Origin of the sequence: Agrobacterium sp. V1, from assembly GCF_030518355.1 — a bacterium.
Taxonomy (GTDB): Bacteria; Pseudomonadota; Alphaproteobacteria; order Rhizobiales; family Rhizobiaceae; genus Agrobacterium; species Agrobacterium cucumeris.
On record NZ_JAULSF010000002.1, the window covers coordinates 564,040 to 576,511 of the forward strand.

Annotated in this window: 11 protein-coding genes and 1 pseudogene; 9 read left to right on the forward strand and 3 right to left on the reverse strand. The window is 58.3% G+C overall.

Annotated features, from left to right (window positions below; translation table 11 throughout):
- Positions 1–136 precede the first annotated feature (136 nt).
- The 6 genes from QSV77_RS16755 to gfa all read left to right on the forward strand — a co-directional run bounded on the left by QSV77_RS16755 (position 137) and on the right by gfa (position 6,383).
- Positions 137–2,110 carry a DUF2817 domain-containing protein gene (locus tag QSV77_RS16755; RefSeq protein WP_302734353.1) on the forward strand — a complete coding sequence of 658 codons (1,974 nt, stop codon included), beginning with the start codon at positions 137–139 and terminating at the stop codon, positions 2,108–2,110.
- 74 nt (positions 2,111–2,184) lie between these two features.
- Entirely contained in the window at positions 2,185–2,979 is a 795-nt protein-coding gene (locus QSV77_RS16760; protein ID WP_302734354.1) for a transporter substrate-binding domain-containing protein, read from the forward strand.
- A gap of 138 nt (positions 2,980–3,117) precedes the next feature.
- Positions 3,118–3,825, forward strand: a complete 708-nt coding sequence (locus QSV77_RS16765; RefSeq protein ID WP_269699359.1) for an ABC transporter permease — start codon at positions 3,118–3,120, stop codon at positions 3,823–3,825.
- Between the two features lie 4 nt (positions 3,826–3,829).
- Positions 3,830–4,516, forward strand: a complete 687-nt coding sequence (locus QSV77_RS16770; protein WP_269699360.1) for an ABC transporter permease — start codon at positions 3,830–3,832, stop codon at positions 4,514–4,516.
- A 135-nt stretch (positions 4,517–4,651) separates the two neighbouring features.
- Positions 4,652–5,779 (forward strand): S-(hydroxymethyl)glutathione dehydrogenase/class III alcohol dehydrogenase, encoded by a 1,128-nt coding sequence (locus tag QSV77_RS16775; RefSeq protein WP_302734355.1) that lies wholly within the window; start codon positions 4,652–4,654, stop codon positions 5,777–5,779.
- Positions 5,780–5,843: 64 nt separating this feature from the next.
- Complete coding sequence (gene gfa / locus QSV77_RS16780; protein WP_302734356.1) at positions 5,844–6,383, forward strand: S-(hydroxymethyl)glutathione synthase; 540 nt, start codon at positions 5,844–5,846, stop codon at positions 6,381–6,383.
- 91 nt (positions 6,384–6,474) lie between these two features.
- On the opposite strand, the gene QSV77_RS16785 is transcribed toward gfa, so the two are convergent.
- The 3 genes from QSV77_RS16785 to QSV77_RS16795 are packed head-to-tail and all read right to left on the reverse strand — an operon-like array spanning position 6,475 to position 10,166.
- Positions 6,475–7,896, reverse strand: a complete 1,422-nt coding sequence (locus QSV77_RS16785; protein ID WP_302734357.1) for an FAD-binding oxidoreductase — start codon at positions 7,894–7,896, stop codon at positions 6,475–6,477.
- The gene (gene hisC, locus QSV77_RS16790; RefSeq protein WP_302734358.1) at positions 7,893–9,014 is read right to left on the reverse strand and encodes a histidinol-phosphate transaminase; all 1,122 of its coding nucleotides are present in this window, start codon (positions 9,012–9,014) and stop codon (positions 7,893–7,895) included. The genes QSV77_RS16785 and hisC overlap by 4 nt, the downstream gene beginning before the upstream one ends.
- A gap of 42 nt (positions 9,015–9,056) precedes the next feature.
- Positions 9,057–10,166, reverse strand: coding sequence for a 2Fe-2S iron-sulfur cluster-binding protein (locus tag QSV77_RS16795; protein ID WP_302734359.1), 1,110 nt, complete (start codon positions 10,164–10,166; stop codon positions 9,057–9,059).
- Positions 10,167–10,491: 325 nt separating this feature from the next.
- Between QSV77_RS16795 and QSV77_RS16800 the strand changes: the two are divergent.
- From QSV77_RS16800 to QSV77_RS16810, 3 genes and pseudogenes are all read left to right on the forward strand, one after another.
- Positions 10,492–10,646 (forward strand): annotated as a pseudogene (locus tag QSV77_RS16800) (LysR family transcriptional regulator); the annotation flags it as partial.
- A gap of 210 nt (positions 10,647–10,856) precedes the next feature.
- Positions 10,857–11,357 carry an RNA polymerase sigma factor gene (locus QSV77_RS16805; RefSeq protein WP_271361507.1) on the forward strand — a complete coding sequence of 167 codons (501 nt, stop codon included), beginning with the start codon at positions 10,857–10,859 and terminating at the stop codon, positions 11,355–11,357.
- Between the two features lie 112 nt (positions 11,358–11,469).
- The gene (locus QSV77_RS16810; protein WP_302734360.1) at positions 11,470–12,465 is read left to right on the forward strand and encodes a FecR family protein; all 996 of its coding nucleotides are present in this window, start codon (positions 11,470–11,472) and stop codon (positions 12,463–12,465) included.
- The last annotated feature ends 7 nt before the right edge of the window (positions 12,466–12,472 follow it).

Sequence of the window (12,472 nt, forward strand, 5' to 3'; positions counted from 1 at the left end):
TCGCCAGCGCCGGCATGCTTTAGCAACACGTTCTTCGCTTGGCCCGTGGAGCCAGGCGAAGATCACAAAAAATAATCGGGAACATAGCGGGTGAACGGCAAAAGCCGACCTCTGCAATCAATCGGGAGTATCCTTGATGCGCCACATCAGGCAGCCTGAACTTTATTCTGTGGACTATACTGTGCTGCGACAGCGTTTTCTCTCCGCGGCACGCCGGTCCGGCGCTGCCCTGTTCGAATATAAGCATCCATTGCATGGCCCTGGTGGTGAGCCTCTTTTCACCGATGTCGCCTATCTTGGTGAACGCGATGCGTCGAAAAAGCTTGTCATCCTGTCCGGCACCCACGGGGTGGAGGGGCAATTCGGATCGGCATGCCAGGCCGAATGGCTCTCTGCGAACAATCCTTTGCCCCTCGCCGCCGATACGGCTGTCGTGATCATTCACCTGATCAATCCCTGGGGGACGGCATGGAGCCGTCGGGTCAACGAAGACAATGTCGATCTCAACCGCAATTTTATTGACTGGGAAGCCGCCGTTCCGCGAAACGAGCGATATGTGGCGCTTCACGAGGCCTTTGTCTGCGCCGAGTGGGATGGGCCTGATCGTGACCGTGCCGATCAAAGACTGAAAGACGCCAAAGCCGCAGCCGGTGGTCATGCCGGCATCGCCGCAATCGTTGAAGCAGGCCAATATGACTGTCCGGACGGGCTGTTTTACGGCGGCAGCGGTCCGACATGGTCGAACCACACTCTCAGGGATGTTTTGAATACCTTCGTCAGCGGTGCGTCCGATGTCATCGTCTTCGATCTGCATACCGGTGCCGGACCTTACGGATATCCCGCTTTGCTCAGCGTCGCCGAAGAGGACCATGACGGGCTGGAATGGGGCAGGAAAACCTATGGGCATGCGCTGGCGGTCGTGATGACCGGCAAGGGTGCAACGACAGATACCGGCATTGCCGCGACCGCCACGGGTTATGTCTCGGCAGCTGTGCGCAAATCCCTGCCGAACAGCCGTGTGCTGCCGCTCGTGATCGAATGCGGAACCCTTGAAGGCCCTGTTGTGATGGATGCCGTGCAGGCGGATAACTGGCTGCATCTGTTCGGAAATATCGAATCTCCGCTTGGCCGGAAAATCAAGACGACGCTGCGCACAGCCTTCATTCCGGTTGATCCCGAATGGCAGCAGAACTGTCTTGGGACAAGCCTGCGATATTTCGACCGCGCACTGACGGCGCTCGCCTCGGTCGCCGGGCCGGATAGGGAGAGAGAAATCACAACAGCGGCCGCTCCTGCGTCCGTCATCAACTGGCCACCGGCGATCCCGGTCAACATCAAGCGTCATGACCGACCAGCCGTTGAAGTTCGCGATCTGCATAAAAGCTTCGGCACGCACGAGGTGCTGTCAGGTGTGGGGCTGAGCGCCGACCCCGGCGAAGTCGTCTCGATGATCGGATCGTCCGGCTCCGGCAAGAGCACGTTTTTGCGCTGCATAAACCTGCTGGAGCAGCCCAGCAGCGGCACGATCGTCATTGATGGTGAGGAAATACGGATGAAGAGCGCAGGGAACGGCCGCTCTCATCCGGCCGACATGCGCCAGGTCGAGCGTATTCGCGCCCGCGTCGGTATGGTGTTTCAGAACTTCAATCTCTGGCCCCATATGTCCGTGCTTGAAAACATCATCGAGGCGCCCGTGCATGTGCTGGGTGAACGTCGTCAGGATGCGATTGAACACGCCCATCAGTTGCTGAAGAAGGTCGGGCTTTCGGAAAAACATGCCCAGTATCCCGGTCAGCTCTCCGGCGGCCAGCAGCAACGCGCCGCCATTGCCAGAACGCTTGCCATGCGGCCGAAAGTCATCCTCTGCGATGAGCCGACCTCGGCTCTCGACCCGGAACTCGTGGGCGAAGTCCTGCGGGTGATCCGCCAGCTGGCGGAAGAGGGCAACACCATGATCCTCGTCACGCATGAAATGCAGTTTGCGCGCGAGGTATCGCACAAGATTCTGTTCCTGCACCAGGGAAAGGTGGAGGAAGAGAGTACGCCTGCGGAATTGTTCAGCAATCCGCGATCGGAACGACTGCGTCAGTTCCTGTCGCGGACTTTATGAGCTGCCGCCGATTTTCTGTCGGACGGCGTCCGGCACCTAAAACGCAACAAATAACCAATAGGGGAACTCGCGTTATGAATTTGAAAGTTTTGTCACTTGCCCTGCTTCTTGCCGGCGTCAGCACGGCCCATGCCGCGGAAGGTGAACTGTCGATCGGCACCGAAGGCGCCTATCCGCCGTGGAGCATGGCCGATTCCGCCGGCAAGGTGACCGGTTTTGATGCGGATGTCGGCAATCTGCTATGCACGAAACTCGCCATGAAATGTCGGTTCGTCGTGCAGGCCTTCGATGGGCTGATACCGGCCCTCAAGGCGAAACGCTTCGACATCATCATTTCCGGGATGTCGATTACCCAGGATCGGAAAAAGGAAATCAATTTTTCGGTCGGCTATGCCGAACTGGCGAACATGTTCCTGGTCCCCAAGACCTCGGATCTCGCCGGCATCAAGGACATCGATGCCTTGCTGAAGGGGCTCGATGGGAAAACCATCGGGGTTCAGACTGGCACGACACACGCCCACTTTGTCGAAAAGCGGATCCCCGGAGCCAATCTCAAGACTTACGACACGCTCGACAACATGCAGATCGATCTCGCAAGCGGCCGCATCGAGGCGGCATTTGCCGATGCCTCCGCGCTGCAGGATTTTCTGGCCAAGCCTGAAGGCAAGGACTTTCAGTTTGTCGACGTGAAGGTTCAGAGCAAATTCGATTCCACCCTTGGGGAAGGCATCGGTGTCGGCATCGCCAAAGATAACGTTGAACTGAAAACAAAGATCGACAAGGCCCTCTGCGACCTCGTTGCTGATGGATCGATTGGAAAGTCGAGCCAGAAATGGTTCAAAATGGATATCTCGCGCCCTTGCAACTAAGTGTCTGCCCCGCTCTCCACCGGAGAGCGGGGCGATCGTTCCATCGCAAGCTCTAAGGGTTTGCACGGTCGAAAATGCTGAAGATGTCCGGTGCCGGCAAGGTGCTGGAAGAGCCAGCAAAACTTGGGGGCAGGTCTCATGGAGTCTAGTCTGATGCTGGTTTGGCAGGGTGGGTGGATAAGGGCCATTCTGCAGGGCGCGGCGATAACCATTGCCGTCGGCACGGTGAGCATCGTTGTCGGTGCGCTGATCGGGACCTTGTGCGGGGTTATCAAGTGGGCGCGGATATTTCCGCTGACACTTGTGGTGGACGCCTATACTTCGCTCGTGCGCGGCGTGCCTGAACTGCTGATCATCTATCTGCTGTTCTTTTCCTCGGTGGAATTCGTCACGCAGGTTGCCACGGCGTTCGGATATGCGGCTCTTGCCGACAGCGGATACGCCTTCATCATCGCCGTGGTTGCCGTCGGAACGATCTCGGGCGCCTATTCGACCGAGGTCATCAGGGGCGCACTGGCCTCCATCCCGGCAGGACATATCGAGGCGGCGCGGGCCTTGGGAATTCCCGGACGCCGCATCTTCAGGCGCATCATCCTGCCGCAAATGCTGCGCATCGCCATTCCCGGCATGAATAATGTCTGGCAAACAACCATCAAGGACACGGCGCTGGTCTCGGTCGTCGGATTGCAGGAATTGATGCGTACCGCCTCCGTTGGTGCTGGCAGCACACGCAATCCGCTGATTTTTTTCCTTATCGCAGCTTCCGTGTACTTCGCGATCACCCTGATCAGCCAGGCCGGCTTTGACAGGGTGGAGCGTATGGTGAGACTTAGGGCAAGGACATAACGCGATGGATATCGAATTTTGGGAAACATCGTTGCCGTTCCTTTTAAGAGGTCTTTCGACAACGGCGGCGATAACCGTGATATCCGTCGCGATCGGTTTCAACCTCGGTCTTGGCCTTGCCTTGATGAGACTGTCCGAAAACCGCTTCGTTTCGGGGTTTGCGAAATATTACAGCATGGTTTTTCGTGGGACGCCGCTTCTGGTGCAGCTGTTCCTGTTTTATTACGGGCTCGGCCAGCTCGGCTTCATCAAAAACAATGCGATCACCTGGTGGATCGTCAGTGACGGCACGCGCTGTGCGGTCATGGCCATGGCTCTGAACACGGCGGCCTACACATCCGAAATTCTGCGTGGCGGGTTGCTCTCCGTTCCCGTGGGTCTCAAGGAAGCGGCCAAAGCCACCGGAATGTCACCATTTCTGCGCTTCCGCCGGATCGAATTCCCGCTCGCCATTCGTCAGGCGCTGCCAGCTTACGGCAATGAGCTTATCCTCGTCGTCAAGGGGACAAGCCTTGCCTCGACAATCACGGTTCTCGAGATCACTGGATATGCAAAACGTCTGATGAGCCAGACCTTCGCGATTTTTGAAGTCTTCGCCCTGGCTGGCGCGATCTACCTCGTCATCAATCTCACCCTTGTGATGCTCATTCGCGTGGCCGAGCGACATATGATGCGGCATGCGGCGCGCTGAGAGTATGATGCCGGAGAGACAACGGCATGCATCGTCTGATTGCCGATAAGCTGACCATGGTGTTTCGCCGGAATTGCCAGGCGAACCCTGTCGCTTGATTGCCGAACCTCGAACAAACATGAAAAGGAAATTGAGATGGACGTACGCGCCGCTGTTGCCATTCAGGCAGGAAAACCGCTTGAGGTCATGACCGTTCAGCTGGAAGGTCCGCGCGCCGGCGAAGTGCTTGTTGAGGTCAAGGCGACCGGCATCTGCCACACCGATGATTTCACGCTTTCCGGTGCCGATCCGGAAGGTCTGTTTCCGGCCATCCTCGGCCATGAGGGTGCCGGTATCGTCGTTGATGTCGGCCCCGGCGTCACCTCGGTCAAAAAGGGTGACCATGTCATTCCGCTCTACACGCCGGAATGCCGCGAGTGTTATTCCTGCACCTCGCGCAAGACCAATCTGTGCACCTCCATCCGCGCCACCCAGGGTCAGGGCGTGATGCCTGACGGTACCTCGCGCTTCTCGATCGGCAAGGACAAGATCCACCACTACATGGGCTGCTCGACCTTCTCGAACTACACCGTCCTGCCGGAAATCGCGCTTGCCAAGATCAATCCCGACGCGCCCTTCGACAAGGTCTGTTACATCGGCTGCGGCGTCACCACCGGCATCGGTGCGGTCATCAACACCGCCAAGGTCGAGATTGGCGCGACCGCCATCGTCTTCGGTCTCGGCGGCATCGGCCTCAACGTGCTGCAGGGCCTGCGCCTTGCCGGCGCCGACATGATCATCGGCGTCGATATCAATAACGACCGCAAGGCCTGGGGCGAGAAGTTCGGCATGACCCACTTCGTCAATCCGAAGGACGTCGGTGACGACATCGTGCCCTATCTCGTCAACATGACGAAGCGCAATGGCGACCTGATCGGCGGCGCTGACTACACCTTCGACTGCACCGGCAACACGAAGGTCATGCGTCAGGCGCTGGAGGCCTCGCATCGCGGCTGGGGCAAGTCGGTCATCATCGGCGTTGCCGGCGCCGGCCAGGAAATCTCGACCCGTCCGTTCCAGTTGGTCACCGGCCGCAACTGGATGGGCACCGCCTTTGGCGGCGCGCGCGGCCGCACCGACGTGCCGAAGATCGTCGACTGGTACATGGAAGGCAAGATCCAGATCGACCCGATGATCACACACGTGATGCCGCTCGAAGACATCAACAAGGGCTTCGACCTGATGCACAGGGGCGAAAGCATTCGTGGTGTTGTGGTCTACTAGGCGTGATGCCCCATGCAAGATAGCCGGCGCACTCCGCGCCGGCGAAAAAGGGAGGAACCTTATCATGACGATGATTGCCATTCATCCGACCGTCGACTCGGGCTATCGGGCAACCGATACAGCCTTCTCAGGCGGAACACTGGTGTGTGCATGTACATCCCGGCCGGTCAAACTCCGGGTTAAAGGTGACATTGCCCACAACCACGCCTGTGGTTGCACCAAATGCTGGAAACCGGAGGGATCGCTGTTCTCCGTGGTCGCGGTTGCCCCGACCGAGAGTGTGGAGGTGTTGGAAAACGGCGACAAACTGGCTGTTGTCGATCCATCCGCGCTGATCCAGCGGCATGCATGCACTCAATGCGGCGTCCACATGTACGGCCCTGTGGAGCGTGATCATCCCTTCAAGGGACTGGCATTCATTCACCCTGAGCGGTTTGAGGAAAAGGGTTGGGCAGCACCGGGCTTCGCCGCCTTCGTGTCATCCATCATTGAGGCGGGTTTTTCACCAGACAAGATGCCCGGAGTACGGGCCAAGCTGAAGGATAGCGGCCTTGAACCCTACGACTGCCTGTCTCCCGCCCTGATGGACTACATCGCGACCTAGACGGCCAAAAAGAACGGCGTTCTGGCGAACTGACACGTAATCGGTCCACATTTCTCGGCGCCGCGCTTCCAGAAAGCGCGGCGTTGCCATGTCAGCCGGTGACCTTGCCGGGGTTCAGGGTGTGTCCTGCGTCCATGGCGGCCTTGATCCGGGTCATCAGGGCAAATTTTACGGGGTCGGCTGTCGCACGCAGCGCATGAACGCGTTTGGAGCCGATGCCGTGTTCTGCCGAGAACGAACCGCCCGATTGCGTCAGGTCACGGTAGAGAACAGCTTCGACGGCGGCGGCCTTTTCAGGCGTCAGATCCGCACCTGCCGCGTTCAGGACGATATGAAGATTGCCGTCGGCAATATGCCCGAAAAGGTAGGGATCGAAGGTTGGATCGATTGACCGGAGTTCCGGTATGCAACGGGTCACATACGCTTCGATGCGCGACAGTGGGACGGAGACGTCAAAAGACGGCGCGGCCGGATATCTGCGATAGATGAGGTCCGTATCTTCCCTGAGACGCCACAACTCCGCTTCCTGCGCCTGCGATGTTGCAACGACGGCAGACATCTCGGGATAGGCCTCATACAATTCCTCATATATCCGGCCAAGCTGCGTCTGCAGCTGTTCCTCATCACCTCCGCCAAGTGACATGATGAGATTGACGGGATAGTCGGGGGAGTAGTCGGTCGCTGACCAGAGATGCTCGCCCGATGTCAGGGAAAAAAACGAGTTCCAGATGGCTTCTGCCGCACGCATATGGCCGTACTCGACGCTTAATCCGAGTTTGGTGGCCTGAAGAGCCGCTTCCACCGAGGGGAGCCCGAAAAGCGCCGTGGCCGTCGCTGCGGGAACGGGTTCCAGCTTGATCGCCGCCCTGGTGACGATGCCAAGCGTTCCCTCAGCCCCGATGAAGAGATGCTTGAGATCGTAGCCGGCAGCGTTTTTCACCACCCGTGTCAGGTCGGAATAAATCGAGCCATCCGGCAGGACGGCCTCCAGACCGAGGACGCGATGGCGCATCACCCCATAACGAAAAGCCGAAATCCCGCCGGCATTCGTCGAAACCATGCCGCCGATCGTGGCGGAACCACGCGACGGCAGGTCGATGCCCGGCTCCAGCTGATATTCCGACGCGGCCGCCTGCAATGCTTGTAGCGTCACGCCCGCTTCAACGACAGCAACCCGCTCATCGGGATAAATCTCAACGATCCGATTGAGCCGGGTGGTGGAGACGACGATCTGACCGGGACTGGAAACACCGCCGCCGACAAGCCCGGTTCGACCGCCCTGCGGCACAACGGGAACGCCATGCGCAGCGGCGCTTCTGATGATGGAGGCGACCTCCTGTGTCGATGAGGGGAAAGCCACGGCGTCCGCGCCGAAATTTGCGGGGGTTATGCCATAATCGAGATTGGCGATGGCATCCCCCTGTTTCAGGTGGGAAAGGCCGATGACCGCTTCTATATCCCTGAGGAAGGCCACGGGCAAATCCCCTGTCGCATGGGCATTTTGCTCGATCATGACGGGACGTCCGCCTCAAGCAGCTTTTCTTTCAGCAAGCGCAATGCGTCGAGAAAACGATCGTTTTGTGCAGGCAGTCCAACGGTCACACGGATAAAGCTTGTAAATCCCGGTTCTTTCCAGGGCTTGACGATAACGCCATGCGACAGAAAATGATCGAAAGCGATCGTGCTGTCACACCCAATGTCGATGAACAGAAAATTGGTCCGGGATTGCGGAACGAACAGGCCAAGCGATGTCATTGCTTCAGCCATGCGTCTGCGTTCCCCAATAACCTTCGCCACCGAACCGCGCATCCAGCCCTCGTCTTCAAGGGCGGCAACCGCCGCCAATTGTGCGGCGGCATTGACGTTGAACGGTGTCTTTGCCGATGACATGGCCTGCGCCAGCCGTGCATCGGAGGCGACGGCGTAGCCCACGCGCAATCCAGCCAGCCCGTAGGCCTTGGAAAATGTTCGCAGCACGACATAGGAAATCGCGCTCTTCGCCAGGAGCTCGAGCCCGTCGGGCATATTCTCGTCACAGAATTCGAAATACGCCTCATCAAAAACAAGCAATGTCTTCTTCGGAACAGCCGCGATGAGGCGTGAGAGCTGATCCCGCTCCAGCGCCGGCCCGACCGGGTTTGAAGGCGAAGAGATGAAGAATATTGACGGTTTGTCTCGCAGGGCAATCGTCATCGCCTCAAGATCGAACCGCAGATCTTTCGTCATCGGTATCCTGACGATTTGCGCGCCGTTTGCTCGGGGCTCGATTTCATGGAGACCGAAGCCCGGCGTCATTGCCACCACGGTGGCAAACGGACGCAGAACCGCGCGGCAAACCGCGGCGATCATCTCTTCGGAGCCGTTTCCGATGACAATTCGGTCGCCGTCAACACCAAGCTTTTTACTCAGCGCGTCCCGCAGGATCACACAGGCGGGGTCCGCATAACGGGATGGATCAAGGTCGGCCAGCGCCGCGGCCACCTTTGGCGAACAGCCATAGGGGTTCTCGTTGCTGGCAAGCGCTGCAATATCGGTCAAACCCGTCTTGCTGCGCGCCACCGCAATGTTCATCCCGGCATTATAGGGCGGGAGTTCCGCAACGTACGGATTGAGTCTGAGTGGTTCGACCATGGCTTGTCTCGCTGATTTTGGATGGATGCTGGAAACTGGCTTTCAGAGGTCGAGCACGACCGAATTGACGGGTTTGGTACAACAGAGGAGAACCTGGCCGGCCGGCACGTCATCCAGCGGCTCTTCCACATATTCCACGTCGCCGGAAACGAGGCCCTGAACGCAGCTTCCACAAACGCCAGCCCTGCATGAAAATGCAGGTTCGACACCCTGATTTTCCAGAAAACTCAGGATGGATTCCGAGGCTGCATCCCACTCGAACCTGGCATTTGACTTTCCAAGGACGATCTCGATGCCAGTGCTTTTGGCTGCTTGCGGAGCGGCAGCGCTATTTGGGCTGGGATTTGCATCCGTCTTCGGCGGCGATGGCGAAAGCAACGATGCAGGCCCGAAAAACTCATAGGCGATCCTGCTTTTTTCCAACCCGAGGGAAAGAAGCAGATCGTACATCGCCTGCATGAAAGGCGGCGGGCCGCACATATAGACCTCATAGTCGTCCAGCGGCAGAAAAGACTGCAAGGTCTGACGTGTGATGAAGCCGGTGGAATGGAACAGCCCCGCCTTCGCGTCTTCATCGGTCGCAAAGCGATAACAGGTGTGCACATGAACATTGTCGCGCTGTTCGGCGAGCGCCCGTATTTCATCGCGTAGCGCGTGGGTGGCGGCCCCGTCGCAGGCATGCACGAACCAGACGGGCCGGTCGCTTTCCGCAACCAGTACCTTCAACATCGAAACGGTCGGCGTCAGCCCGACGCCACCGGATAGCAGAATGACCGGACGCCGACTGGCCCTGTCGAGCTTGAAGGCGCCGCGTGGCCTGTCGATATGCACCACCATGCCTTCTTCGACCGTGTCATGCAGCCAGCACGACGCGATACCATCGGCCATATCCGGCGTCAGGGCCGCCTCCCGTTTGACGGTGATGCGATAAATCCCGACGTCACCCGGTCCCGACGACACGGTGTAGTTCCGGATAAGCGGTTCACCACCTTCGGGATTGGGTATCTGGATCGTGAGAAACTGGCCCGCTTCGAAAGGACGCCAATCCTCGGGGTTGACGGGTGCGAGGTAAAAAGACGAGATCGTGGTGCTCTCTTGCTTTTTCATCTTTACCTTGAACGGCCGAAAGCGCGTATCTAGGGTATTCGCCATAATGTGCTTGTCCTCATGATTGCCGTGTCGGCGATCCGCAGGCGTCACCCTGGGGACTGCCCACGAGACCGATCGACAACGGCTGGATTCAATCTTCAGAAGGCCCGAGGTTTTGGCGGGAGGCGCGAGCCCGTTAAGACTGTGTTTGCTGATTGGCCACGACCAATCTATCGTCCCACGCCGGACCTCGATTTATCCCTCTGACAAAACTGATTATTTGCGCGGGCATAGGCAGAAACAATCCCGTCGGCCGTGCGTTTTTGTTTAGAATAACTAAACGAAATGGCGGTGCGTCGTCCGATCTTGCAACGCGCTGCCCACTCACGTTCTGCGGCTTCGTGCCATAGACAGTGCGGCGGCGGGCCTCGTCCTCAATGGCTTCAGGATTTTCGCGAGCCTTCACCGGAAACCCTGACCCAACTCGTGAAAGGCAAATCGATCCGCCTTATCCCGAAACTTCTGGCTGACCGCCTCGATCTCATTCTGACCAGGTCAGGCGTGGATGCAATCGGGTTGGAATTCAAAGCACTCCGATCAACATTGCGACAAAAACTGTGATTCTTGATGATAATTGTCATGAAATATCTGTTCGGCTGACGGTTTGGGTGCTAGAGGTCTTTACCGGAAATCTGCGCTGCCAATCGGCGGCTTGCAGTTTCGTTGATCCTTGAAATTTCTCTCGGTTGAGACATGGGCATACGGGAAGATGACAAGCGTTATAACGCTTACGTCGCGCATAGGGTCGACCTGATCAAATACGCCACCCTCATTCTGGGGTCCCGGGCGGATGCGGAAGACGTTGTTCAGGAGGCATTCCTGAAATTCGTTCCGGAAGCCTCCGGCAATCCCTCCAACCTCAAATCCTATCTCTTCCGGATCGTTCGCAACCTTGCCCTTGATAATCGCCGGCGCAGCCGGCAGGACCTGCGGGAGCGGCCGGATGACACGCCGTTCTGGGGGATGCCGCAGGATCATGGTACGCCGGAGGAGCATGCGCTGTTCTGCGATGAAGTTCGGCAGATGCAGACGATTTTGGCCTCCCTGCCGGTTCAGGCACGTGTGGCATTGGAAATGCACAGATTCGGTGGTTACAATATGGAAGAGATCGCGCGTCACCTCGGGGTGTCCGTGGCCAGCGCTCACCGTCTGATCAAGGGCAGCATTGCCGCGATTACCAAAGAAATGAAGTAAAATTGCCCTGCTTGTCACATCCCGTGAAAAAAATCGCTCTCTCAAACGTCTTTATAACAACGCGGAAGACGAGGCGGCACCTCCGCCTGCCCAAAGGAACTGGCCGGGTTCAATGACCATTGATCCAGATAACAAAATAGAATTACCGAACGGGAAGGCGGAAGAAGCGGCCGAGTGGCTGCTCCGCCTCCAGGCAGGCGCAGTGGAACCGCGGCTGAAGGTAGAATTCGACCGATGGCTGGCAGCGTCTGCGGCAAACCGTCTTGCCTGGGAGCGGACCTGCAGGACGTGGCGCAACCTTGGTCTGGTAGAGCCGGAATTCAAGAACCTCTGGGAAGACGCGCCGCATTTGCCGGAAAAGGCTATGAAACCGATGTCGCGGCGACGTTGGTCCGGGCGGCATTATGCCGGTGCGGCGATGGCGGCGGCGGCTCTCTGTCTTGCCGTGCTGTTCGTCCCGGCATCTCTCGTCCGTATCAAGGCCGATTATCAGACTACCACCGCTGAAAGCCGCACGATAACCCTCGATGATGGCAGCAGGGTACAGCTTGCGGCGGCGAGCGCGCTTTCCACGGATTTCAGCAATGGCCGCCGCACTGTGAAAGTGCTGAAGGGCGAAGCCTTCTTCGATGTCGTACCGGATACCACACGCCCCTTCACCGTGGAGGCGCAAAACGTCACCGTTCAGGTGCTGGGCACGGCTTTCGACGTTGACCTCACGGATGGTGTAACGCAAGTCGCGCTTGCCCATGGTTCCGTGGAGGCCTCCTTCCGCAATGCACCGCCAACCCGGCTTGTGCCGGGCGAGATGCTGATCGTCGACGCTTCAGGTGCGATCCGGAAAGAAAATATTTCCGTCGAGGATATTGGCGGCTGGCGCAACGGCGAGCTCTACGTTGTGGACGCGACGATCGGTTCTGTGGTGGAACAGATCCAGCGTTACCATCCGGCGTGGCTGACAATGGCCGACAAGACGCTTGCCGGGCAGCGGGTGACGGGTTTTTACGATCTACGCGACCCTGACCGCGCGCTGGAAGCTTTGGTGGAGCCCTATAAGGGTAAAGTTCACGCGATTGGCGATAGCGCCCGCATCATTACCCGCTTCTGAAACCTTC

What these genes read in the sequence shown, in the direction of transcription:
- QSV77_RS16755 (WP_302734353.1), top strand. Translation starts at nt 137, where the DNA reads ATGCGCCACATCAGGCAGCCTGAACTTTATTCTGTGGACTATACTGTG.
- QSV77_RS16760 (WP_302734354.1), top strand. Translation starts at nt 2,185, where the DNA reads ATGAATTTGAAAGTTTTGTCACTTGCCCTGCTTCTTGCCGGCGTCAGC.
- QSV77_RS16765 (WP_269699359.1), top strand. Translation starts at nt 3,118, where the DNA reads ATGGAGTCTAGTCTGATGCTGGTTTGGCAGGGTGGGTGGATAAGGGCC.
- QSV77_RS16770 (WP_269699360.1), top strand. Translation starts at nt 3,830, where the DNA reads ATGGATATCGAATTTTGGGAAACATCGTTGCCGTTCCTTTTAAGAGGT.
- QSV77_RS16775 (WP_302734355.1), top strand. Translation starts at nt 4,652, where the DNA reads ATGGACGTACGCGCCGCTGTTGCCATTCAGGCAGGAAAACCGCTTGAG.
- gfa (WP_302734356.1), top strand. Translation starts at nt 5,844, where the DNA reads ATGACGATGATTGCCATTCATCCGACCGTCGACTCGGGCTATCGGGCA.
- QSV77_RS16785 (WP_302734357.1), bottom strand. Translation starts at nt 7,896, where the DNA reads ATGATCGAGCAAAATGCCCATGCGACAGGGGATTTGCCCGTGGCCTTC.
- hisC (WP_302734358.1), bottom strand. Translation starts at nt 9,014, where the DNA reads ATGGTCGAACCACTCAGACTCAATCCGTACGTTGCGGAACTCCCGCCC.
- QSV77_RS16795 (WP_302734359.1), bottom strand. Translation starts at nt 10,166, where the DNA reads ATGGCGAATACCCTAGATACGCGCTTTCGGCCGTTCAAGGTAAAGATG.
- QSV77_RS16805 (WP_271361507.1), top strand. Translation starts at nt 10,857, where the DNA reads ATGGGCATACGGGAAGATGACAAGCGTTATAACGCTTACGTCGCGCAT.
- QSV77_RS16810 (WP_302734360.1), top strand. Translation starts at nt 11,470, where the DNA reads ATGACCATTGATCCAGATAACAAAATAGAATTACCGAACGGGAAGGCG.